The 23,580-nt window shown below is 67.7% G+C and carries 22 protein-coding genes; 18 read left to right on the top strand and 4 right to left on the bottom strand.

Annotation, left to right across the window (positions count from 1 at the left end; translation table 11 throughout):
- Positions 1-17: 17 nt before the first annotated feature.
- The 6 genes from AB0876_RS14345 to nicT are packed head-to-tail and all read left to right on the top strand — an operon-like array spanning position 18 to position 5,111.
- Positions 18-737: a gamma-glutamyl-gamma-aminobutyrate hydrolase family protein gene (locus AB0876_RS14345; protein WP_491838734.1), complete on the top strand. Its 720-nt coding sequence runs from the start codon at positions 18-20 to the stop codon at positions 735-737.
- On the top strand, positions 734-2,098 hold the full coding sequence (locus AB0876_RS14340; RefSeq protein ID WP_491838735.1) for an aldehyde dehydrogenase family protein: 1,365 nt from the start codon (positions 734-736) through the stop codon (positions 2,096-2,098). The genes AB0876_RS14345 and AB0876_RS14340 overlap by 4 nt, the downstream gene beginning before the upstream one ends.
- Positions 2,099-2,872: a 3-oxoacyl-ACP reductase gene (locus AB0876_RS14335; protein WP_491838736.1), complete on the top strand. Its 774-nt coding sequence runs from the start codon at positions 2,099-2,101 to the stop codon at positions 2,870-2,872.
- 17 nt (positions 2,873-2,889) lie between these two features.
- Positions 2,890-3,615 carry a FadR/GntR family transcriptional regulator gene (locus AB0876_RS14330; RefSeq protein WP_491838737.1) on the top strand — a complete coding sequence of 242 codons (726 nt, stop codon included), beginning with the start codon at positions 2,890-2,892 and terminating at the stop codon, positions 3,613-3,615.
- Between the two features lie 9 nt (positions 3,616-3,624).
- Complete coding sequence (locus AB0876_RS14325) at positions 3,625-3,954, top strand: ArsR/SmtB family transcription factor (RefSeq protein WP_491838738.1); 330 nt, start codon at positions 3,625-3,627, stop codon at positions 3,952-3,954.
- 56 nt (positions 3,955-4,010) lie between these two features.
- Entirely contained in the window at positions 4,011-5,111 is a 1,101-nt protein-coding gene (gene nicT / locus AB0876_RS14320; protein WP_491838739.1) for a Nickel transporter NicT, read from the top strand.
- Here the strand turns inward: nicT and mtr are convergent.
- On the bottom strand, positions 5,108-6,493 hold the full coding sequence (gene mtr / locus AB0876_RS14315; protein ID WP_526042240.1) for a mycothione reductase: 1,386 nt from the start codon (positions 6,491-6,493) through the stop codon (positions 5,108-5,110). The two genes, nicT and mtr, sit on opposite strands and share 4 nt — an antisense overlap.
- A gap of 9 nt (positions 6,494-6,502) precedes the next feature.
- Positions 6,503-7,531, bottom strand: a complete 1,029-nt coding sequence (locus AB0876_RS14310; protein WP_526042239.1) for an alpha/beta hydrolase — start codon at positions 7,529-7,531, stop codon at positions 6,503-6,505.
- A gap of 620 nt (positions 7,532-8,151) precedes the next feature.
- Here AB0876_RS14310 and AB0876_RS14305 point away from each other — a divergent pair.
- The 10 genes from AB0876_RS14305 to AB0876_RS14260 all read left to right on the top strand — a co-directional run bounded on the left by AB0876_RS14305 (position 8,152) and on the right by AB0876_RS14260 (position 20,696).
- The gene (locus AB0876_RS14305; RefSeq protein WP_526042238.1) at positions 8,152-9,105 is read left to right on the top strand and encodes an ESX-1 system-associated protein; all 954 of its coding nucleotides are present in this window, start codon (positions 8,152-8,154) and stop codon (positions 9,103-9,105) included.
- Positions 9,106-9,563: 458 nt separating this feature from the next.
- Positions 9,564-11,003, top strand: coding sequence for a malate dehydrogenase (quinone) (gene mqo, locus AB0876_RS14300; RefSeq protein WP_491839331.1), 1,440 nt, complete (start codon positions 9,564-9,566; stop codon positions 11,001-11,003).
- A 13-nt stretch (positions 11,004-11,016) separates the two neighbouring features.
- Entirely contained in the window at positions 11,017-11,502 is a 486-nt protein-coding gene (locus AB0876_RS14295) for a GNAT family N-acetyltransferase (protein ID WP_526042237.1), read from the top strand.
- Between the two features lie 19 nt (positions 11,503-11,521).
- Entirely contained in the window at positions 11,522-13,393 is a 1,872-nt protein-coding gene (locus AB0876_RS14290; RefSeq protein ID WP_526042236.1) for a magnesium chelatase subunit D family protein, read from the top strand.
- A gap of 34 nt (positions 13,394-13,427) precedes the next feature.
- The gene (cobO, locus tag AB0876_RS14285; protein ID WP_491838743.1) at positions 13,428-14,042 is read left to right on the top strand and encodes a cob(I)yrinic acid a,c-diamide adenosyltransferase; all 615 of its coding nucleotides are present in this window, start codon (positions 13,428-13,430) and stop codon (positions 14,040-14,042) included.
- A gap of 28 nt (positions 14,043-14,070) precedes the next feature.
- Positions 14,071-15,435, top strand: a complete 1,365-nt coding sequence (locus tag AB0876_RS14280) for a cobyrinic acid a,c-diamide synthase CobB (protein ID WP_526042235.1) — start codon at positions 14,071-14,073, stop codon at positions 15,433-15,435.
- The gene (gene cobA / locus AB0876_RS14275; protein ID WP_064959945.1) at positions 15,432-16,649 is read left to right on the top strand and encodes a uroporphyrinogen-III C-methyltransferase; all 1,218 of its coding nucleotides are present in this window, start codon (positions 15,432-15,434) and stop codon (positions 16,647-16,649) included. The genes AB0876_RS14280 and cobA overlap by 4 nt, the downstream gene beginning before the upstream one ends.
- Positions 16,650-16,682: 33 nt before the next feature.
- Positions 16,683-18,203, top strand: coding sequence for an MFS transporter (locus AB0876_RS14270; RefSeq protein WP_491838745.1), 1,521 nt, complete (start codon positions 16,683-16,685; stop codon positions 18,201-18,203).
- 33 nt (positions 18,204-18,236) lie between these two features.
- Positions 18,237-18,911 (top strand): 4a-hydroxytetrahydrobiopterin dehydratase family protein, encoded by a 675-nt coding sequence (locus tag AB0876_RS14265; RefSeq protein ID WP_491838746.1) that lies wholly within the window; start codon positions 18,237-18,239, stop codon positions 18,909-18,911.
- A gap of 24 nt (positions 18,912-18,935) precedes the next feature.
- The gene (locus AB0876_RS14260; RefSeq protein ID WP_491838747.1) at positions 18,936-20,696 is read left to right on the top strand and encodes a proline--tRNA ligase; all 1,761 of its coding nucleotides are present in this window, start codon (positions 18,936-18,938) and stop codon (positions 20,694-20,696) included.
- Positions 20,697-20,777: 81 nt separating this feature from the next.
- On the opposite strand, the gene AB0876_RS14255 is transcribed toward AB0876_RS14260, so the two are convergent.
- Positions 20,778-21,257 carry a ferritin-like domain-containing protein gene (locus AB0876_RS14255; protein WP_491838748.1) on the bottom strand — a complete coding sequence of 160 codons (480 nt, stop codon included), beginning with the start codon at positions 21,255-21,257 and terminating at the stop codon, positions 20,778-20,780.
- The gene (locus AB0876_RS14250) at positions 21,254-21,781 is read right to left on the bottom strand and encodes a hypothetical protein (protein ID WP_491838749.1); all 528 of its coding nucleotides are present in this window, start codon (positions 21,779-21,781) and stop codon (positions 21,254-21,256) included. The genes AB0876_RS14255 and AB0876_RS14250 overlap by 4 nt, the downstream gene beginning before the upstream one ends.
- A 200-nt stretch (positions 21,782-21,981) precedes the next feature.
- On the opposite strand from AB0876_RS14250, the gene rimP reads away from it, so the two are divergent.
- Positions 21,982-22,527 (top strand): ribosome maturation factor RimP, encoded by a 546-nt coding sequence (gene rimP, locus AB0876_RS14245; protein ID WP_491838750.1) that lies wholly within the window; start codon positions 21,982-21,984, stop codon positions 22,525-22,527.
- Positions 22,524-23,552 carry a transcription termination factor NusA gene (gene nusA, locus AB0876_RS14240; RefSeq protein WP_055113091.1) on the top strand — a complete coding sequence of 343 codons (1,029 nt, stop codon included), beginning with the start codon at positions 22,524-22,526 and terminating at the stop codon, positions 23,550-23,552. The genes rimP and nusA overlap by 4 nt, the downstream gene beginning before the upstream one ends.
- Positions 23,553-23,580: the final 28 nt, after the last annotated feature.

Here is a 23,580-nt window from a genome sequence, read left to right as displayed (position 1 = left end):
CAGGCCCGGTCATCGGCATGACGACCTATCTGCAGCAGGCGCAGACGGGGGTGTGGGACGTTCGTGCCAGTTTCCTGCCGCAGATCTACTTCGAGGGTGTCACCCGTGCCGGTGGCATCGCACTGCTGTTACCGCCGCAGCCGGTGGACCGCGACATCGCCGATTCGGTACTCGACCGCGTCGACGGGCTGGTGATCACCGGCGGTCCGGACGTCGATCCGGCGCGCTATGGACAGCAGTCCCACCCGGCCACCAACGAGGCGCCCACCGAGCGCGATGCCTGGGAGTTCGCGCTGCTGGAAGCTGCTCTGCGACGCGGTGTTCCGGTGCTCGGCATATGCCGGGGCGCGCAGGTTCTCAACACCGCTCTCGGCGGCACCCTGCACCAGCACCTGCCCGAGGTGATCGGTCACACCCATCATCAGAAGGGCAACGCGATATTCGGCACATCGGCGGTGCTCACCGTTCCGGGTACCAAGCTGGCAGAGCTGATCGGTGGCGCATCCGATGCGCAGTGCTATCACCACCAGGCCATCGACCGGCTCGGTGAGGGCCTGGTGGTCAGCGCCCGCGACAGTGACGGCGTGATCGAGGCCGTCGAACGTGATCCAACGCTGCCCGGCGATGTGTTCGTGCTGGGCGTGCAGTGGCACCCGGAGGAGAGCCTCGATGATCTACGGTTGTTCACCGCCGTGGTAGAGGCAGCCAGAATCTATGCGACAGAGAGGGTTTCATGACATCCAGTCAGGTCGTCAACCCGGCTACCGAGGAGGTGCTGACCATGGTCGGTCATCTCGATGTCGCCGCGGTCGATGACGCGGTGGCCCGTGCCGCGGTGGCGCAACGGGCCTGGGCCCGCCTGGCGCCGGCCGAGCGTGCCGCCGCACTGCGCGCCTTCGCCGGTGTCGTCGACGCCCACATCGATGAGCTGGCCGCCCTCGAGGTGGCCAATTCCGGGCACCCGATCGGCCAGGCCGAATGGGAGGCCGGGCACGTCCGCGACGTTCTGCAGTTCTACTCGGCCACTCCGGAGCGGTTGAGCGGCAAGCAGATCCCGGTGGCCGGCGGCCTGGACGTCACGTTCAACGAGCCTCTGGGCGTGGTCGGCGTGATCACGCCGTGGAACTTCCCGATGACCATCGCCGCATGGGGCTTCGCCCCGGCGCTGGCCGCAGGCAACGCCGTCGTGCTCAAGCCCGCCGAATGGACCCCGCTGACCACGATCCGGCTCGGTGAGCTCGCCATCGAGTCGGGCTTGCCGGAGGGGCTCTTTCAGGTGCTGCCGGGCAAGGGCTCGGTGGTCGGAGAACGGTTCGTCACCCATCCAGGCGTCCGCAAGGTCGTGTTCACCGGATCCACCGAGGTGGGGATGCGAGTGATGGCCGGCGCGGCGGCCCAGGTCAAACGGGTGACCCTGGAGCTGGGCGGCAAGAGCGCCAACATCGTGTTCGACGACTGCGATCTGGAGAAGGCCGCGGCCACCGCACCGTACGGGGTGTTCGACAACGCGGGACAGGACTGCTGTGCGCGGAGCCGGATCCTGGTGCAGCGCAAGGTCTACGACCGGTTCATGGAGCTGCTGGAGCCGGCGGTCAAGGGCGTGGCCGTCGGGGACCCCACGGTGCGCGACACCGAGATGGGGCCGTTGGTGTCCCGTCCGCACTGGGAGTCGGTGTCCTCCTACGTGCCTGACGGCGCCCCGGTCGCATTCCGGGGTTCGGCCCCCGAGGGACCCGGGTTCTGGTTTCCGCCGACGGTGTTGACGCCGCAGCGCACGGACCGCACCGTGACCGACGAGATCTTCGGTCCGGTGGTGACCGTGCTCCCGTTCGAAGACGAAGCGGACGCCATCGCACTGGCCAACGACACGCCCTACGGTTTGTCGGGCTCGATCTGGACCGACAACCTCTCGCGCGCGATGCGGGTGTCGCGGGCCGTGGAATCGGGAAATCTCAGCGTCAATTCACACTCCTCGGTGCGCTACAACACGCCGTTCGGTGGTTTCAAGCAGTCCGGGCTCGGACGCGAGTTGGGGCCTGACGCACCGCTGTCCTTCACCGAGACCAAGAATGTCTTTTTCGCAGTAGAGGAGCTGTAGATGGATCTGACCCAACGTCTGGCCGGCAAGGTCGCCGTCATCACCGGTGGTGCCAGCGGCATCGGCCTGGCCACCGGCCGGCGATTGCGCGCCGAGGGCGCCACGATCGTGGTGGGCGATATCGACCCCGCCACCGGAGAGGCCGCCGCCGAGGAACTCGACGGATTGTTCGTCGGGGTCGACGTGTCCGATCAGGATGCCGTCGACAACCTCTTCGACACCGCGGCGGCGACATTCGGCGCGGTCGACATCGCGTTCAACAACGCCGGGATCTCGCCTCCGGACGATGACCTGATCGAGACCACCGAACTGCCGGCCTGGCAGCGGGTGCAGGACATCAACCTGAAATCGGTCTACCTGTCGTGCCGGGCGGCGCTGCGCCACATGGTGCCCGCGGGCAAGGGCTCGATCATCAACACCGCATCGTTCGTGGCGGTGATGGGCTCGGCCACCTCCCAGATCTCCTACACCGCATCCAAGGGCGGCGTGCTGGCGATGTCTCGCGAACTCGGCGTGCAGTATGCGCGGCAAGGAATCCGGGTCAACGCCCTGTGCCCCGGGCCGGTCAACACCCCGCTACTGCAGGAGTTGTTCGCCAAGGATCCCGAGCGTGCCGCCCGCCGGCTGGTACACATCCCGCTGGGCCGTTTCGCCGAACCCGAGGAGCTGGCCGCCGCGGTGGCGTTCCTGGCCAGTGACGACGCGTCGTTCATCACCGGTTCGACATTCCTCGTCGACGGCGGCATCAGCTCCGCGTACGTGACGCCCCTGTGACACCCTGGTAGCTCGCCATGACAGCCGAACCGGACCCCCAGCCCGCCGCAGACGCCGCCCTGCTGCGTCCGGTCCGGCTGGGCAATGCCTTCGAGGACACCGTGGGCCGGCTGCTGGAGACGATCCGACTGGGCGTGTTGGGTCCGGGGGAGTCGCTGCCGCCAGAGCGTGAGCTTGCCGCCCGGCTCGGGGTCAGTCGCGACACCGTCCGGGAGGCGATCAAATCGCTCGCCGATGCCGGTTATCTGGTGTCCAAGCGGGGGCGGTACGGCGGCACCTTCCTGGCCACTGAGTTGCCCCGGCACACCGCCGACGGTCCGAGTCCGACGCGCGCGGAGATCGACGACGCGTTGCGGCTGCGGGAGATCCTGGAGGTCGGGGCGGCGCGGATGGCGGCCGGACGGACGTTGAGCGCGGCCGAGCGGGAGGGCCTGTGGTCGCGGCTGGAAGACGTCCGCGCGGCCGAGCCCGACGACTACCGCCGGCTGGATTCGCGGCTGCACCTGGCCATCGCGGAAGCCGCGGGTTCGCCCTCACTGGTACCGCTGGTCGCCGAGAACCGCATGCGGCTCAATGCGCTGCTGGATCAGATCCCGCTGCTGCTGCGCAACATCGCCCATTCCGACGAACAGCACGAAGCGATCGTGATGGCGATCCTGGCCGGTGACAGCGAGCGGGCCGCCGCGGCCATGCTGGCACATGTCGGGGGATCGTCGGCCTTGCTCCACGGCTTCCTGGACTAGATTCGTACCGTGGACCGGCACGGTAACGAGGTCCAGGTCGAACGCGCGTCGTCGGCCTTGGCCGACGTCGACACCCCAGGGTGGGCGCAGCGCTTCGACCTGCTGTCCGACCCCCACCGGCTGGAGATCCTGCTCGGTCTGCACCGCGCGCCGGGGATCTGTGTCAGTGATCTGGCCACGGCGCTCGGCCGCTCGGAAAACGCCGTCTCCCAGGCGTTGCGGGTGCTTCGGGAGCAGGGCTGGGTCACCTCAACCCGAGCCGGCCGCACCGTGAACTACCGGCTCGAGGACGAGACGGTGCACGACCTGCTGCACTGGATCGGGGCGCGGCACGGCTGAAACCGTGTTCATCTGTTCATCTGGACAGATATCTGGCGCCGTCTTAGGCTCGATAAATGACCACTGGCGCGGTTCCCGAGGTGACGACGACGAAGCCGCAGCCATTCGACCGCGCTGATTGGACGTCGATCGCGGTGGTCGCCGCGGTGGTCTTGCTTCTGCATGTATTCGGTTGGGGCGTACTGATTTACGGCGTCGCGCCGCAACACATCACGCTGGGGTCGGCCGGGGTGTTCGGGGTCGGAATCGGTGTCACCGCCTACCTGTTGGGTGTGCGGCACGCCTTCGACGCCGACCACATCGCCGTCATCGACAACACCACCCGCAAACTCGTCGGTGAGGGCACGCGATCACTCTCGGCGGGATTCTGGTTCTCGCTGGGGCATTCCAGCGTGGTGTTCGGGCTGGCCCTGCTGCTGGCGTTCGGTGTTCATGCGCTGGCCGGGCCGGTGCAGAACGAGGATTCGCCGATGTTGCAGACCCTCGGGCTGATCGGGTCGGTGGTGGCCGGGACGTTCCTCATCCTGATCGGCCTGACGAATCTGTTCGCCGTCGTCGGCATCGCCAAGATCTTCCGTGCCATGCGCGGCGGACAGTTCGACGAGGCCGAACTCGAACGTCAACTTCAACAGCGGGGCTTCCTGGCCCGTCTGCTCGGCCGGTTCATGCGACGGGTGAGCAAGCCGTGGCACCTGTACCCGGTCGGCTTTCTGATGGGCCTGGGCTTCGACACCGCGACCCAGGTGGCGCTGCTGGTGCTGGCGGCGGGTGCGGCAGCGTTCACCCTGCCCTGGTACGCCATCCTCGTGCTGCCGGTGCTCTTCGCGGCAGGGATGAGCCTGTTCGACAGCGTGGACGGAATCTTCATGTCGCGGGCCTACGGCTGGGCGTTCCTGCAGCCGGTCCGCAAGGTCTATTACAACCTGACGGTCACCGTGTTGTCGGTGATCGTGGCGCTGGTGATCGGCGTCATCGTTCTGGCCGGTCTGCTGGTCGAGCGCCTTGGCATCACCACGGGTCCGCTGGCATTCATCGGTTCGGCCGACCTGGAGTTCGTCGGATTCGCGATCGTCGGGCTCTTTGTATTGAGCTGGGTTGTGGCCCTGGGGATCTGGCGGTTCGGCCGGATCGAGGAGCGCTGGGTTGCGCGGGCCTAGCCGGTCAGGCCCAGCAGCGCATTCTCGATCACCTCGGGCAGTGCCGGGTGAATCCAGTACTGCCCCCGGGCAACCTCCTCGGCGGTCTGCCCGAAGCTCATCGCCTGGATCAACGGCTGGATGATCGCGGATGCCTGGTAGCCCATGATGTGGGCGCCCAGGATCTTGCCGGTGGCGCGATCGCCGATCAGCTTGGCGATGCCGGTGGTGTCCTCCATCGCCCAGCCGTACGCGGTGTCACCGTAGGCCTGAATCTTGGTGACGAAGTCGTAGCCCTGGTCGCGGGCCTGCTCCTCGGTCAACCCGACTGTAGCGATCTGCGGTTCGGTGAACACCGCAGACGGGACGAACCGGTGATCGCTGCGCACCATCGCCTCGGTGTCATCCCAATCGCGCAGCAGGTTCTCCTTGACCACGCGGGACTCGTGGTTGGCCACGTGCTTGAGCTGGTACTCCGAGGAGACGTCCCCGAGCGCGAATACGCCACGCGCCGTGGTGCGTTGGTATTCGTCGACGATGACCAGACCGTCCTCGTCGACCTCCACCCCGGCCAGCTCGGCGTCGAGCAGATCCCCGTTGGGGATCCGGCCGGTGGCCACCAGCAGCATGTCGGCGGGCAGCGTCTTGCCGTCGTCGAGGTCCAGGACGATCCGATCACCCTCGTGGTGGGAGCCGATCACGTTCTCGTGGGTCCGCAGGTCCCACTTCTCGGCGGCCAGCGCGCTGAACTCTTGGCAGATCGTCTCGTCGCAATGGCTGAGAACACAATCACCACGCACCACGATGGTGACCCGTACGCCCAACGCCGAGAACACATGGGCGAACTCGGCGGAGACGAACCCGCCGCCGACGATCACCAGGTGTTCGGGCAGTTCGGGGATCCGCATGATGTCGTCGCTGGTGTAGTAGGTGACGCCGCAGTCCAGGATGGCCGGCGGGACGTAGGCGCGGGAACCGGCCGCGATCACCACCTGATCGCTGCTGAATTCGTCACCGGACTCGGTGCGCAGTGTGTAGCGGCCATCGGCGGTCTTGGGCCCGAATCGGGTGTGGCTGGCATACACCGTGATGTGGGGGTCGTTGCGGCGGTAGTCCTCGCCGCCTGCGGCGATCGGGTCGATACGGCCGAACACCCGCGCGACGATGTCGGGCCAGCGCACCTTGTCGATGTGGGAATCGATGCCGTACTTGGCGCTGTCCTTGATCGTGTCCGCGACGTCAGCGGCGTAGACGAACATCTTGGTGGGGATGCAGCCCACGTTCAGGCAGGTGCCGCCGAACGTGCCCTGCTCACAGATCGCAACCTTCTTGCCGGCGTAACGCTCGTCGAGAATGCTGTTGCCCGAACCGGTGCCGATGATGGTCAGGTCGTAGTGCTCCATGCGCAGTCCCTATCCGGAAGGTGTTGTGCTCGGCCGGGTTTGCAGATTGAGGTAATAGTCCAGCCACCGGTCCAACTCACGGTAGGCCGCCTCCCGGGCATCGGCCACCGACAGGAAGACGTCGTGTTTGGCGTCGGCGATCGGCGCGACCGTGGTGTGGTTACCCACGCAACCGGACCACCGTGCGATCTGACTGACATCGAGTACCGCGTCACCGCGTTGCATCCCGGCGGGATCGGCGGTTTCGGTGACGCTGCGGTCGGACCGCAGGATCAGATTGGGTACGCCGACGTCCAGCCCGCGGTGCAGCCGGGCCTGGCCGCGGCGGATGGCGTTGATCCAACCGAGCGTTACCGGGAAGCCGCCCAACGGTTTCCATTCCAGGTTGTAGTCGAACTCGCCGCCGAAGTCGCGATGCAGGGTGGTGCCGTAGCCACCTTCGGTGGGCTTACGGATCACCGACAGTTTGCGCAGCCGGGCCAGGGCGATCAGGGCGGCCGATGTGGGTGCGGTGCGCAGGATCGCCGGGCCGTGCAGGTCGAAGAACGGGCTGTTGAGGATCAGTCCGCCGACGTGCAGAGGGGCCAGCCGGCGGCTGCGACGCAGACGATCGGCGAACAACGTGAGGATGAGCCCGCCTGCCGAATGCCCGTACAGGCATACCGTGGCGTCGCCGGTGTCGGCCGCGATCACCTCCAGCGCGCGCTGAAGCTCGTCGTCGTACCGCGCCAGATCGGTGGTGAAGTGCGCGGTCTGCCCCTCGTGCCGGGAGCGTCCGCATTTGGGGAGATCCAGCGCATAGAACGCGAAGCCGCGCTCGGCGAATCGATCCGCCAGTTCGGTGTGGAAGAAGTAGTCGGTGTAGCCGTGCAGTGCCAGCACCGCGTGGCCCTTCCCGTCCGCCGTGGCGGCCGGGCCCCGGCGTACCAGCGTGGCGACCAGGTGACCTTCGCCATCGGGATCAGGTCCTGCATCGATGGTCTGCTGCCAGAACCCCGGCAATACATCCGGCTCCCACGCGGGCTCCCGTGACGTCACGGTTCCACCCTAGCTGCGTGGCGGGGATCGCAGCGAAGCTGGCGTGAGTCTTCGCCGAGGGGAACGGGCAGCCCAACGGCGCTTCCGATTGCTGCCGCTCCGCAGCCGGGAATCTCCGGGGATAAGCCCGGGGGGACACGGCCAAGAAGTGTGAGGAGTGGTCCAACACCGACGATAAGTTGTCGGAGGGTAAGGATGCGGCCCGGGCTGATGGTGGTCCCGGAACGCAGGCACCGTAGGTGCACCGCAGGCAAAGTCGTCGATTCTTGGTGACGGGAATCGACGGATGACCGAGACGTCACCGGAGGTTGCGCTGTGAAGCACGGCAGGGTTATTGAGATGAATGACGTGAATGCTCGTGTGGGGGTGCATCGGTGACTCTGCCGCCTCCCCCTGGTTCGGTGCCTCCCGCAGGGGGTTCTCAGCCGCCGCATGGCGGTTCCCAACCACCACAGCATGGCGACCAGCCACCGTTTGGCGGGCCGGGTGGTTATCCGGGGGCGAATCCGAACCAGCCGCCGGCGTGGCAGCAGGCGCCGTTGCAACCGGTGCAGGCCCGGAAGCGGGGCAACGGTTTGAAATGGGCGTTGGGTGGCGTGGCGTTGGTGGCGGTGGTCGGTGTGACCGCCGCGGTCACGTTGTCTGTGGCGAACAAGGGCGATGAGGGGGGACCTTCGTCGCTGACGGGCGCTCCGCCTACTGCTTCGGTCAGCGGCGCGGCGCATCCAGATATTGCCAGTGCGAATGACACGGGCCCGGTATCGGTAATTACTGAAGACCCGTCGTGCGCAACACGGTATCCGGTGTTTAGCTCTTTTGAGAGCCGAGCAAAAAATGGTTGGGATAGGCGCGACCCGATGCAGGCGGCGACGGAGTGGACGCCCGAAATCCGTGGTCAGTACGAGGCTGTTGGTCAGGCATTCCGCGATGCTGCCGACCAAATCGTGGCATCGGCCAAACTTACCCCGCACCGGGTCATGCGTGAATTGTATGAGCAGTACATCGCCTATGCCCGAGCCTATGCTGAAAGCATCGCCCACTACACCCCAATCGATAACCAGTTGGCGGTGGTCGCCATCAGCGCATCCGATGCAATTGCAAGAATTTGCAATGCAATTGATTACGGCTCAGCGGCAGCTCGGGGGCCGTTGGTTCCGGCTCTGCCGACGCCTTCGGAGGTTGTGGAAGTGCGTAATCCCGCCGATGCGCAGAAACTGCTGTCCGAGCCGAATCCGGTTTGCCCGGAGTGGGACTCCGCTCTGGAGCAGTTCCTGGCCAATACTGCGGCTTGGCAGCAGACCGACGCGAATATTCATCGTGCTCAATGGTCACCGGAGCAAACAAAATCCGTCGATGAAGCGGTTCCCGCAATGAAATTATTCAATACGCAACTTTCCGCATTGGGGCGCCAGAGTGGCGATCCTACCTTGCGGGATTTGGCGGATCTGTCCGTGCAGTATCGCCAGGCTTATTTGGAAGCGCTTCCTACCTACGCTGCCGCCGACAGTTACCTAGTGAATGCCTCAATTCGTGTTGCGAGTGTCGTTGCAGCCGCGTGTCGAGCGTTGGGCTAACGGCGTGCCAATGGGAAGCAGAGTCGGAAAGTCGATCGGAGGGTAGCGGCTGTGGGGACAAAACAGTTCGCAACCGACGGCAACCTGCGCAACCGACGGCAACCGGCTCTGCCGCATTAGCCTCGATGGGGCCCAATGCTCCGCAGCCTCCAATGGAGCGGACCGGGCGCGACCGCCCGCGGCTCCGCCTTCGCTGTACCGATCGCCTGGGTCGGCCAGCAACCTGATCGGGACGAGGATCAGCGCATCCGGCTGGCCCGGTTGCTCGTCTACGGGTTGGGTGACGGATCGCACTACCATGCCTGGCCAACTGGGATTCGCCGCGCGATAACCTTGGCATAAGAGAAAGCCGTCGACGATGACGGGCCGCGCAATACAAAGGACGAGCGATCAGGGTGTCTGAGGCAAACGTGGGTACGACCGTGAAGACAGACGTCGTGCTGGTTGGGGCCGGCATCATGAGCGCAACCCTTGGCGCTCTGATCCGCCTGCTGGAGCCGGACTGGTCCATCACCATGATCGAGCGGCTCGACGGCGCCGCCGCCGAGAGTAGCGATCCGTGGAACAACGCAGGTACCGGGCACTCGGCGCTGTGTGAGCTGAACTACACGCCCGAGCTGTCCGATGGCTCCATCGACACCACCAAGGCCATCAACGTCAACGAGCAGTTCCAGGTGTCGCGGCAGTTCTGGGCCTACGCGGCCGAGAACGGCGTGCTGCCCGACGTGCGCGGCTTCCTCAACCCGATCCCGCACGTCAGTTTCGTGCACGGCGCCGGCAACGTCGACTACCTCAAGCGCCGGCATCAGGCCCTCGTCGGCAACCCGCTGTTCGCCTCGATGGAATTCATCGACGACAAGGACGAATTCGCGCGCCGGCTGCCGTTCATGGCCGCCAAACGTGATTTCTCCGATCCGGTCGGGCTGAACTGGTCGCAGCACGGCACCGACGTCGACTTCGGTGCGCTCTCGCGCCAGCTCATCGGCTTCACCGCCCAGCGTGGGATGGACACCCTGTTCGGCCATGAGGTCCGCAACCTGCGCAAGGAATCGGACGGGACCTGGACACTCAAGGTGACCAACCGGCGCACCGGTCTCAAGCGCAAGTTCAATGCCAGGTTCGTGTTCGTCGGCGCCGGTGGTGGCGCGCTGCCGCTGCTGCAGAAGGCCGGCATCCCCGAGGCCAAGGGCTTCGGCGGTTTCCCGGTCGGCGGTGCGTTCCTGCGGACCAACAACCAGGCGCTGACCGCAGGCCACCAGGCCAAGGTGTACGGCCTGCCGCCGCTGGGCGCCCCGCCCATGTCGGTGCCGCACCTGGACACCCGCGTGATCAACGGCAAGTCGTGGCTGCTGTTCGGTCCGTTCGCCGGCTGGACGCCGAAGTTCCTCAAGCAGGGCAAGTTCACCGACCTGCCGTTGTCGGTCAAGCCCAACAACATCATGTCGATGCTCGGCGTCGGGCTCACCGAGATGGGTCTGGTCAACTACCTGGTTGGCCAGCTGCTGCTGAGTGAGGCCGCACGGGTCGACACCTTGCGCGAATTCGCGCCCAGCGCAGTCGATTCCGATTGGGAGCTCGACATCGCCGGACAGCGCGTGCAGGTGATCCGGCGAAAGGGTGCGGGTGGTGTGCTGGAGTTCGGCACCACCGTGCTGACCGCCGCCGACGGCAGCATCGCCGGTCTGCTCGGCGCCTCGCCGGGTGCATCCACCGCTGTGCCGGCCATGCTCGACGTGCTGGAGCGCTGCTTCACCGATCGGTACCAGAGCTGGTTGCCGAAGCTCAAGGAGATGGTGCCCTCCCTCGGTACCAAGCTGTCCACGGAACCCGGCCTGTTCGAGGAAGTCTGGGCGTGGGGCACCAAGGCGCTGCAGCTGGACGTCCCTGTGACAGCGTGACCGGGGCGGGCGGATGACGGTCGCACTACGCCGCAGTTGGGCCAAAGATCTCGACGTACCAACGCTTTACGAGCTGCTCAAGCTCCGCGTCGAGGTGTTCGTGGTGGAGCAGGCTACGCCCTACCCTGAGCTCGACGGGCGGGATCTGCTCGCGGAGACCCGCCACTTCTGGCTGGAAAGCCCGGACGGAGAGGTCATTTCGACGTTGCGGTTGATGGAGGAGCATCCCGGCGGCGAGAAGGCGTTCCGGATCGGCCGGGTGTGCACCAAACGCAGTGCCCGGGGCAGAGGACACACCACCCGGCTGATGCAGGCCGCACTGGCCGAGGTCGGCGACTACCCGTGCCACATCAATGCCCAGACCTACCTGGTCGACATGTACGGCCGGCACGGATTCGTCCGTGACGGCGACGAATTCCTTGATGACGGAATCCCGCATGTGCCGATGGTGCGTGCCGGGTTCCGGTCCGACGAGCGCTTGCGCGAGGAGCCGACATGACCGAGAGCGAGTCCTCCTGATGACGGCCGAGACCCACACCTACCCGTTCAGCGCACTGGTGGGGCAGGACCGGCTGCGCCTGGCCCTGCTGCTGTGCGCGGTTCACCCCGAGATCGGCGGCGTGCTGATCCGCGGTGAGAAGGGAACTGCGAAATCCACCGCGGTCCGCGGCCTGGCCGCGGTGCTGTCCGCGGTCGACGACGACGCCCGCCTGGTGGAATTGCCGATCGGCGCGACCGAGGACCGGGTGGTCGGATCGCTGGATCTACAGAAGGTGCTCCGCGATGGCGAGCACGCCTTCTCGCCGGGCCTGCTGGCCCGCGCCCACGGCGGCGTCCTCTACGTCGACGAGGTCAACCTGCTGCACGACCACCTGGTCGACGTGCTTCTCGATGCCGCCGCCATGGGACGGGTTCACGTTGAACGCGAAGGTATTTCGCACTCACACGAGTCCCGGTTCGTCCTGATCGGCACCATGAACCCCGAGGAGGGGGAGCTGCGCCCGCAGCTGCTGGACCGGTTCGGTCTGACCGTCGACGTCGCCGCCTCACGCGATGTCGACGTCCGCGTCGAGGTGATCCGCGCCCGCATGGCGTTCGAAGCCGACCCGCGGGCCTTCGTCGAGCGCCACGCGGGTGCCGATGCGGAGCTTGCCGACCGGATCGCGGCCGCCCGCAAGGCGATCGGCGCGGTCGAACTGCCCGACACCGAATTGCGGCGCATCGCCGCGCTGTGCGCGGCATTCGACGTCGACGGGATGCGTGCCGATCTGGTGGTGGCGCGCACCGCCGTTGCCCACGCTGCCTGGCGCGGTGCCGGCACCGTCGCCGAGGAGGACATCCGGGTGGCCGCCGAACTGGCGTTGCCGCACCGGCGTCGGCGTGATCCGTTCGACGATCCGGGCCTGGACCCCGAACGACTCGAAGAGGCCATGCAGCAGGCGGGGGAGTCGGCCGAACAGTCGGGACCCGACGCGGAGCCTGACCCTGATTTCGATCCGGACTTCGATCCACCTGGTGGCGGCGTCGACTCCGGTGCGGACGGGCAGCCGGCACAGGGGAATTCGAAGCCGTCCACGAGCCGTCCCAGTGCCCCGCCGTCGGCGGTGTTCCGGACCAAGGCACTGGTGGTGCCCGGAGTCGGTGAGGGCGCGCCCGGCCGCCGTTCGAGGGCCCGCAACCGCACCGGCACCCCCATCGCGGCCACCGCGGAACCCGGCAGCGGGCACGGGCTGCACATGTTCGCCACCCTGCTCGCCACCGCAGGCCGCCAACGGGGCGCGGGACTGCCGCGACCCCGCCCCGAGGACATCCGGCGCGCGGTACGTGAAGGCCGCGAAGGCAATCTGGTGATCTTCGTCGTCGACGCCTCCGGGTCCATGGCTGCCCGCGACCGGATGTCGGCGGTCACCGGCGCAACCCTGTCGCTGCTACGCGACGCCTACCAACGTCGGGACAAGGTCGCGGTGATCACGTTCCGTCAACAGGACGCTCGGGTGCTGCTGCCGCCCACCACCTCGGTGCACATCGCCAGTCGGCGGCTGGCCCGGTTCGACACCGGGGGCAAGACACCGCTGGCCCAGGGGCTGCTCGCCGCCCGCGATCTGGTGATCCGGGAGAAGGCCCGCGATCGCGCCCGGCGCAGCCTGGTGGTGGTGCTCACTGACGGCCGCGCCACCGGCGGCCCCGATCCGCTGGGCCGCACCAGGCAGGCCGCGGCGGCGCTGGCGGCCGAGGGTGCTGCCGCCGTGGTGGTGGATTGTGAAACATCTTTTGTGCGACTGGGATTGGCCGGGCAACTGGCCGAGCAGCTGGGGTCGCCGGCAGTCCGGCTCGAGCAGTTGCGCGCTGCCGAACTGACCCGGCTCGTCCAGCACCAGACTGCCGCCTGACGCGGCCCCACACTCTGCGCAGAAAGGACCGCCCATGCCACAGGGACAGCCGCTGACGGTGCCCGACGACGGCCTCACCACCAAGGCCCGACGCAACGCGCCGCTGCTCGCCGTGCACACCGGGCCCGGGAAGGGCAAGTCCACCGCGGCCTTCGGCATGGCACTGCGGGCCTGGAACCAGGGCTTTTCGGTCGCAGTGTTCCAGTTCGTCAAGAGCGCGAAGTGGAAGGTCGGCGAGGAGGCCGTGTTCGGTCAGCTCGGTCAGCTGCACGACGAGCACGGGGCCGGCGGGCCGGTCGAATGGCACAAGATGGGTTCGGGCTGGTCCTGGACCCGCAAGCACGGCAGTGACGTCGACCATGCCGCGGCGGCCGCCGACGGCTGGGCCGAGATCAAACGTCGGCTGGCGGAAGAACGCCATCAGTTCTACGTGCTCGACGAGTTCACCTATCCGCTCAAATGGGGCTGGGTGGACGTAGAAGAAGTAGTCGAGGTGCTCAGCACGCGGCCGGGTAGCCAGCATGTGGTGATCACCGGCCGCGATGCCCCGCAGGCGTTGATCGATGCCGCGGATCTGGTGACGGAGATGACCAAGATCAAGCACCCGATGGATGCCGGCCGTAAAGGCCAGAAGGGCATCGAATGGTAGGCGTGGTCACCCTCGTTCGCCGGAAGACATGAACACCACCCCGGCGGTGGTGATCGCTGCTCCGGCCTCGGGCAGCGGGAAGACCACGGTGGCAACGGGTTTGGTCGGTGCGCTGCGCCGGGCCGGTCACACCGTGGCGCCGTTCAAGGTGGGCCCGGACTTCATCGACCCCGGCTACCATGCCCTGGCCGCCGGCCGCCCTGGCCGCAACCTCGACCCGGTGCTCGTCGGTGAGGAGCTGATCGGACCGCTGTACCGGCACGGCTGCGCCGGCGCCGACATCGCGGTGGTCGAAGGCGTGATGGGCCTGTTCGACGGTCGCATCGAGGGGCAGATGACCGGTATCCCGCGGGGTTCGGCGGCCCAGGTGGCCGGCGTGCTGGGGGCCCCGGTGGTACTGGTGGTCGATGCCCGTGGGCAGAGTCACAGCGTCGCGGCCCTGATCCACGGCTTCGTCACCTTCGACCCGGCGGTGCGGATCGCCGGGGTGATCCTCAACCGGGTGGGCTCGGACCGGCACGAGGCGGTGCTGCGCCAGGCCTGTGAACACGCCGGGGTGCAGGTCCTCGGGGCGATTCCTCGGAGTGACGAGTTATCGGTCCCATCAAGACATCTCGGTCTCGTCACCGCGGTCGAGCACGGCCGGCAGGCCCGTGACGCGGTGGCCGCAATGACCGCCCTGGTGGCCCGGCACGTGGATCTCGGGGCCCTGGCATCCGCAGCCACCGCGCACGTCACCGCCGCGCCGTGGAGCCCGGTCGCCGAGTCGGTGACCAACGTCACGGTGGCCCTGGCGGCCGGCAAGGCCTTCAGCTTCAGCTATGCCGAGCACGCCGAGCTGCTGCGCGGGGCCGGGGCGCACGTCGCCGAGTTCGACCCCCTGTCCGAACCACTGCCCGCCGGTGCGGACGCGCTGGTGCTGCCCGGCGGGTTTCCCGAGCAGTTCACCGCCGAACTGTCGGCCAACGATCTTGTCCGCCAGCAGATCCGCCGCCTCGCTGCCAGTGGAGGCCCGGTGCATGCCGAGTGCGCGGGTCTGACGTACCTGGTCGACGATCTCGACGGGGTGCCGATGTGCGGTGTGCTTGCCGGTTCGGCGCGGTTCACCGACCGTCTCACGCTGGGCTACCGCGACGCCGTAGCGGTCGTTGACTCCAGCATGCACGCCGCAGGAGATCGGGTCACCGGTCACGAATTCCACCGGACTGCAGTCGAATTCGTCGAACAATCATCGCCCGCCTGGGCGTTCGCCGGGCCCGGGCAGGCGGCCCGGCGCGACGGTGCCGTGCAGCGCGGTGTGCATGCCGGATACCTCCACACCCACCCCGCGGCGCACCCGGAGGCCATCACCCGCTTCGTCACCACAGCAGCAACCACTAAGCTCGGCGGGTGACCGAGAATGCCTACCTCGTCGGCCTGCGCCTGTCGGGCAAGAAGGTCGTCGTTGTCGGCGGCGGAACCGTCGCGCAACGTCGGCTGCCCTTGCTGATCGCCCACGGCGCCGACGTACATGTGATTGCCCGGGCGGCCAGCCCCGCGGTGGAGGCGCTGTCGCACGACGACCCGGGGATCACCCTGCAACTGCGCGACTTCCGCGCCGGGGATCTCGACGGTGCCTGGTATGTGCTTGCGGCCACCGACGACTCCGAGGTCAACGCCGCCATCGCCGCCGAAGCCGACGAGCGGCGCATCTTCTGTGTCCGCGCCGACGTGGCGCGCGAGGGATCGGCGGTGACCCCCGCCACGTTCGACTCCGACGGCCTGTCGGTGGGCGTCCTCGCCGGCGGGGAGCACCGCCGCTCGGCGGCCATCCGCACCGCCATCCACGAAGCGCTGCAGCGCGGCCTGCTCACCGCAGACGCCGGTGACGAGCCGGGGGAGGCGCCCCGCGGGGTGGCCCTCGTCGGCGGCGGCCCCGGCGATCCCGAGTTGATCACCGTGCGCGGACGCCGCCTGCTGGCCCGCGCCGATGTGGTGGTCGCCGACCGGCTGGCGCCCCAGGAGTTGCTCGCCGAACTCGGACCTCACGTCGAGGTGATCGACGCGGCCAAGATCCCGTACGGGCGGGCGATGGCGCAGGAGGCGATCAACCAGGTACTCGTGGACCGGGCCCGCGACGGGAAGTTCGTCGTCCGGCTCAAAGGCGGCGACCCGTTCGTCTTCGCCCGCGGATATGAAGAGGTCCTGGCGTGCACCGAGGCCGGCATCCCGGTGACCGTCGTTCCCGGTGTGACGAGTGCCATATCGGTACCCGCGCTGGCCGGGGTTCCGGTCACCCACCGCGGTATGACCCACGAGTTCGTGGTGGTCAGCGGCCATGTTGCGCCTGGCCACCCCGAATCGTTAGTCAATTGGAATGCCCTGGCGGCGATGACCGGCACCATCGTGCTGCTGATGGCCGTCGAACGCATCGAGCTGTTCACCAAGGCGCTCCTGGACGGGGGCCGACCTGCGGATACGCCGGTTCTGGTGGTGCAACACGGCACCACCCTCGCGCAGCGCACCCTGCTGGCGACTCTCGGCGACGCGCCCGAGCGGATCCGTGCGGACGGCATTCGACCTCCGGCGATCATCGTGATCGGACCCGTGGCGGCCTTCGCCGGTTAAAGGATTCTTAAGATTCCGGTAAGGTGACGCGTTATGACGGCACTCAACGACGCCGAGCGCCAGGGCCTCGCCGCCCGCCTCCCGTCCTGGTTCCCGTCCTGGGGCTTCCTTTCCGCGGTAATCGCAATCGGTGGCATGCAGCTGCTCGCCACGATGGACAGCACGGTCGCGATCGTCGCGTTGCCGCGGATCCAGGACGAACTCGGCCTGTCCGACGCCGGGCGCAGCTGGGTCATCACCGCCTACGTCCTGACCTTCGGCGGCCTGATGCTCCTGGGCGGACGGCTCGGCGACACGATCGGCCGCAAACGCACCTTCATCGTGGGCGTCGGGTTGTTCATCATCGCCTCGATCCTGTGCGGCATCGCCTGGAATGAGGCCACCCTGGTCGTCGCCCGGCTGCTTCAGGGCGTCGGCGCCGCCATCGCGGCACCAACAGGGCTCGCGCTCGTCGCGACGACGTTCCCCAAAGGCCCGGCCCGCAACGCTGCCACCGCGGTGTTCGGAGCCATGACCGCAATCGGTTCGGTGATGGGCCTGGTGGTCGGCGGAGCTCTCACCGAGGTGTCCTGGCGGTGGGCCTTCCTGGTCAACGTGCCCATCGGTCTGGTGATGCTGTACCTGGCCCGTACCTCGCTGCAGGAAACGCATCGCGAGCGGATGAAGTTGGATGCCGCCGGCGCGCTGCTGGCCACGCTGGCCTGTACGGCCGCGGTATTCGCCTTCACCCAGGGCCCCGAGAGCGGCTGGTTGTCCCCGATCACGCTCGGCTCCGGCGCCGCGGCAGCGGTCTTCGGCATTGCCTTTCTCATCGCCGAGCGCAGCGCCGAGAACCCGGTGGTGCCGTTCGACCTGTTCCACGAGCGCAACCGGGTCGCCACGTTCGCGGCGATCTTCCTGGCCGGCGGTGTGCTGTTCACCCTGACCGTGCTGATCGGTCTCTACGTGCAGGACATCCTGGGCTACAGCGCCCTGCACGCCGGCGTCGGCTTCATTCCGTTCGTGATCGGCATGGGCATCGGCCTCGGGGCGTCGTCCCAGATCGTGCGGTTCTTCCAGCCGCGCATCGTGGTGATCGCGGGCGGGATCCTGGTGCTCGGGGCCATGCTCTACGGCTCGACGCTGCACGCCGGCATTCCGTACTTCCCGAACCTGGTGCTGCCGATCACCATCGGCGGTATCGGCATCGGCATGATCGTGGTGCCGCTGACGCTCTCGGCGATCGCGGGTGTCGACATTGACCGTATCGGTCCGGCCTCGGCCATCGCGCTGATGCTGCAGAACCTGGGCGGCCCGCTCGTGCTGGCCATCATCCAGGCGGTCATCACCTCACGCACCCTTTACCTGGGCGGCATCACCGGTCCGGTCAAGGACATGAACGAACCGCAACTGGCGGCGCTCGACGCGGGCTACACCTACGGATTGCTGTGGGTGGCTGCGGTCGCGGTCCTGGTCGGTGTCGCGGCATTGTTCATCGGCTACACCTCCAAGCAGGTGGCCCACGCCCAGGACGTCAAGGAAGCCATCGACGCCGGAGAGATCGAAGTCGACTGACCTCGTCCCGGTCGCGGAGTTAGGCTGACGCCGATGAACCGCCGGGAGATCTCGGACGCCGTCGGCCCGCTGGGCTGGCGCCTGGTGCTGGGAGCCGTCTACACCGAGGTCCTGGCCCCTTCGATGGCTGATGCCGCCTCAGCGGCCGGCCACGCCGTGCACGCGGCCGGCGCGGATGCGTCACAACACCTCTCCGTCGACATCCGTGGTGACCGGGCGGTGCTGAGGCTGCGCACGCGCGACGCCCATGCGGTGACCGAGCGGGATCTGGAACTGGCCCGCGAGGTGTCCCAGGCACTGGCCGGGCACGGTTTCGAAACGACCACCGGTCGCGTCGCGGTCCAGGCCATCGAGATCGCGATCGACGCCCTCGACATCGGTGCGGTCCGCCCGTTCTGGAAGGCCGTCACGGGTTATATCGATGAAACCCCAGCCGAACCGGGCGTATCAGATCTCAACGCCGGACTCGTGGATCCCTTCGACCGTGGCCCGGCCATCTGGTTTCAGCAGATGGATGCGCCTCGGCCCCAACGCAACCGGATCCACCTCGACATCGACGTGCCCCACGACGCCGCGCAGGCCCGCGTCGACGCGGCTCTGGCCGCAGGCGGCATATTGCTCAGTGACCGGGTTGCCCCGCGCTTTTGGGTACTGGCCGACACCGAGGGCAACGAGGCCTGCATCTGTACCTGGCAGGGCCGTGACTGACGACACGCCTTAAGGTTGTCGCCTGTGATCACCCGCATGTCCGAGCTGTTCCTGAGAACCCTGCGCGACGACCCCGCTGATGCCGAGGTGCCCAGCCACAAGCTGCTCATCCGCGCCGGCTATGTCCGGCCGGTCGGCCCCGGCATCTACAGCTGGCTGCCGCTGGGCCTGCGGGTGCTGCGCCGGATCGAGAGCATCGTGCGGGAAGAGATGAACGCGATCGGTGGCCAGGAGATCCTGCTGCCGGCGCTACTGCCGCGCGGCGCCTACGAGACCACCAACCGGTGGACCGAGTACGGCGACACCCTGTTCCGGCTGCAGGACCGGCGTGGCAACGACTATCTGCTCGGGCCGACGCACGAAGAGATCTTCACGCTGACGGTCAAGGGGGAGTACTCCTCCTACAAGGACTTCCCGGTGATCCTGTACCAGGTCCAGACCAAGTACCGCGACGAGGCGCGTCCGCGCGCCGGCATTCTGCGTGGCCGTGAGTTCGTCATGAAGGACTCGTACTCGTTCGACGTCGACGACGATGGCCTGAAGAACGCGTACCACGCGCACCGCGAGGCGTACCAGAAGATCTTCGGCCGCCTGGGTGTGCGCTACGTGATCGTGTCGGCGGTCTCCGGCGCGATGGGTGGCAGTGCCTCCGAGGAGTTCCTGGCCGAGAGCGAGGTCGGTGAGGACACCTTCGTGCGCTGCCTGGAATCCGGCTACGCCGCCAACGTCGAGGCGGTGATCACCCGGGCGCCGGCGCCGCTGCCGATCGAGGGGCAGCCCGCCGCGCAGGTTCACGACACTCCGGACACCCCGACCATCGCGACACTGGTGGACTGGGCCAATTCGGCTGCTCTGGAACAGTTCTCGGGTCGCCAGGTCGCCGCCGCCGACACCCTGAAGAATGTCCTGCTCAAGACCCGCGAGCCCGGCGGCGAGTGGGAGCTGCTGGCGGTCGGCGTGCCGGGGGACCGCGAGGTCGATGAGAAACGTCTCGGCGCCGCGCTGGAACCTGCCGAGTTCGCCTTGCTCGACGACGCCGACTTCGCCAAGAACCCGTTCCTGGTCAAGGGCTACGTCGGGCCGAAGGCCTTGCTGGACAACGGGGTTCGTTATCTCGTCGATCCGCGCGTGGTGGACGGCACAGCGTGGATCACCGGTGCCGACGCGCCCAACAGGCACGTCGTCGGCCTGGTCGCAGGCCGTGACTTCACTCCCGACGGCACCATCGAGGCCGCCGAGGTCCGCGAAGGCGACCCGTCACCGGATGGCGCCGGCGTGCTCGCCGCGGCGCGTGGCATCGAGATCGGCCACATCTTCCAGCTGGGCCGCAAGTACGCGGACGCCTTCACCGCCGACGTGCTCGGTGAGGACGGCAAGCCGGTGCGGCTCACCATGGGTTCCTACGGCATCGGGGTGTCCCGCATGGTCGCCGTGATCGCCGAGCAGCAGCACGACGAGCTCGGCCTGCGCTGGCCGAGCGCCGTCGCACCCTTTGACGTACACGTCGTGGTGGCCAACAAGGACGACGCCGCACGGACCGGGGCGACCGAACTCGTCGCCGCCCTGGACCGCCTGGGTCACGAGGTGCTGTTCGACGACCGCAAGGCCTCACCCGGCGTGAAATTCAAGGACGCCGAGTTGCTGGGTATGCCGTGGATCGTCGTTGTCGGCCGCGGCTTCTCCGACGGTGTGGTGGAGCTGCGCAACCGGTTCACGGGCGAGAACCGCGAGATTGCCGTCGACGATGCGGCGGCCGAGATCTCGGCGGCCCTCACCGCCGGCTGAGCTTCGTCGACTTCTACGCCTGGGCCGCTCCGCCTAGCGGAGCGCGACCCCGGCGTGGAAAGCGGCGGGTGACCGAGGCCGTTATTCGCCGCCGCCGGGGAAGGCGACCGTCACCGGCCAGGCGTTGACGATGGCGCGCCACTTGGCCGCCGTGACGGCGGTCTGGGTCAGGGCAGCCACCGCGAACGTGCGGTCGTCGTCACTGTCGGCCTGCTCGAGCACCGCACGCCAGGCCACCGAGGAGTCCTCCTCCATCCGGATCGCGAGGTTGGCGGCGTCGGTCGGATCGGTGACCGGCGCGGGCAACTGATATCCGGCCGCGGGTAGCGGTGGGGTGACCGAGCGGGCGTCGAGCATGGCCATGGCCTCCTCGCGACGTGCCCGGTGTTCGGCCATCGCCGTGGCGACCAGGGCGTTGTCCTCGGCCGTCGAATGGGCCGAGACCAGCCCGTAGCCGTAGATGGCCCCATGCTCGACGGCCACCGCGTCGAACAGTGCGGCATCGGCGGCGGTCGTCGGCCGGGTGGGCGAGGTGGTCGATCGTGGTCCCGGTGAGGTCACTGTGCACCTCCCAGCGCGACGGTGTGGCCGGCCGTGCACGAGGCGGCGATGGATCCGAGCAGTCCGGCGCGATAGCCGGACAACCTGCGGGCCAGGCCGGCGGCCCGGTCGGCGGACTCCTTGAGCGCATCGACAACGTCGTCGACGCTCGGTGCCGACGGGTCTGCCCCGCCGCCCGGAGCAGCCTTGGCCGTGCTCTTGGTGGTGGTGGTGGTGTTCGCCGGCGTGGAACCCGTCATCCGGGTCAACTCGTCGGCCAGGGCTTTGGCGTGCGCGCTGCGATCGGTCGCCACCGCATTCAGCGCCCGGGCCACCGGCGCCTGCGGAGACTGGGCGGCGGCCGCGTCGGCGGCCAGCGCACTGTCGGCGCGGGCCCGGTCCCACTGCGCGGTCAGGTCGTCCACTTCGGGTTGAGGGGGCGTCGTACTGCATGCGGCGGTGGCGCCCAGCAGGGCAAGAGCCGCGGCCGAGAACAGTACGCGCCGCCGGCTGATGTCTGCATGGGCGCTCGGCACGGTGAACATCCTGCCATTGCTCAGACGCCCGCCTGACGCGGCGCTGACTGGCCGGCCGGGCCCGGCGCGACGACATTCGCCACGCACCGGATTGCGATTGGCGGTTGCTGCCGGGGGCCTGGCGTATCGTGGATAGGCAATTCCGGGGCTGATCCAGGTGGCTGGCCCTGGGATTTGTGTCGGAGACAATTCAAGATGAGGAGCTCGCCGTGGCACCGGATCCAAAGTTGCGGTCTGCGGATTTGCCGTCGCAGACGCAGGTGATCGAGCTGCTGGACGGCGAGTTCGCGCGCGCAGGCTATGAAATCGACGATGTCGTGATCGACGCGTCGACCCGGCCGCCCCGCATCACCGTGATCGCTGACGGCGACGAAGGTCTCGATCTTGATTCGCTGGCGGCGCTGTCGCGGACGGCTTCTGAGTTGCTCGACCAGCTTGCGCAGGGCGACACGCCGTATGTGCTCGACGTCACCTCGCCGGGTGTGGATCGGCCCCTCACCAAGGCCAAGCACTTCCGCCGCGCCCGCGGGCGCAAGGCCGAGCTCACGCTGGCCGACGGTTCGGTGTTCACCGGCAGGCTCGGGGAAACCGACGGCACGGTCCTGAAGGTCGTGGTGCCGGAAGGCCGCGAACTGGCCATCCGTGAGATCGCTCTTACTGATATCGCCAAAGCTGTTGTCCAAGTGGAGTTTTCACCTCCAAACCGACGTGAACTGGAACTGTCGGGAGAAACCGGGAAGGGGGCCGGCGAATGAACATCGACATGGCGGCGCTGCATGCCATCGAGGCCGACAAGGGCATCACGGTCGACGTGGTCGTGGAGACCATCAAATCGGCGTTGCTCACCGCGTATCGCCATACCGAGGGGCATGAGCCCGACGCGCACATCGACATCGACCGGAAGACCGGTGTCGTCAAGGTGATCGCCCGTCAGACCGATGCCGACGGCAATGTCCTGCACGAATGGGATGACACGCCTGAAGGATTCGGGCGGATCGCGGCGACGACGGCCCGCCAGGTGATCCTGCAGCGGCTGCGCGACGCGGAGAACGAGAAGACCTACGGGGAGTTCGCGGCCCACGAGGGCGACATCGTGGCCGGAGTCATCCAGCGCGATGCCCGGGCCAACGCCCGCGGGCTGGTCGTGGTCCGGATCGGCAGCGAGACCAAGGGCTCGGAAGGTGTGATCCCCAGCGCCGAGCAGGTGCCGGGGGAGCGCTACGAGCACGGTGACCGGCTGCGCTGCTACGTCGTCGGCGTCACCCGAGGTGCCCGCGAGCCCTTGATCACGCTGTCCCGCACCCATCCGAACCTGGTCCGCAAGCTGTTCTCCTTGGAGGTACCCGAGATCGCCGACGGGTCGGTGGAGATCGTGGCGGTTGCCCGGGAGGCCGGGCACCGGTCCAAGATCGCGGTGGCCTCGCGGGTCCCCGGACTGAACGCCAAGGGCGCGTGTATCGGCCCGATGGGGCAGCGGGTGCGCAATGTGATGAGTGAACTGTCCGGCGAGAAGATCGACATCATCGACTACGACGAGGACGCCGCCCGCTTCGTCGCCAACGCTCTGTCGCCGGCGAAAGTCGTGTCAGTGTCGGTGATCGACGAGGCTGCGCGGGCGGCACGGGTGATCGTGCCCGACTTCCAGCTTTCTCTGGCGATCGGTAAAGAAGGACAAAATGCCAGGCTGGCGGCTCGGCTGACCGGCTGGCGGATCGATATTCGCAGCGATGCGGCGCCGCAACCGGAGCAGGATGTCCGTCCCGGGGCGGTACACGATTGACAGTAGTGACCGGCGTTTCGGACCACGG

Origin of the sequence: Mycobacterium sp. NPDC049093 (assembly GCF_040704635.1) — a bacterium.
In the GTDB taxonomy this organism is placed as follows: domain Bacteria; phylum Actinomycetota; class Actinomycetes; order Mycobacteriales; family Mycobacteriaceae; genus Mycobacterium.
The sequence above is the reverse complement of the archived record's forward strand: the minus strand, read 5'-3'. Positions and strand labels throughout refer to the sequence as shown.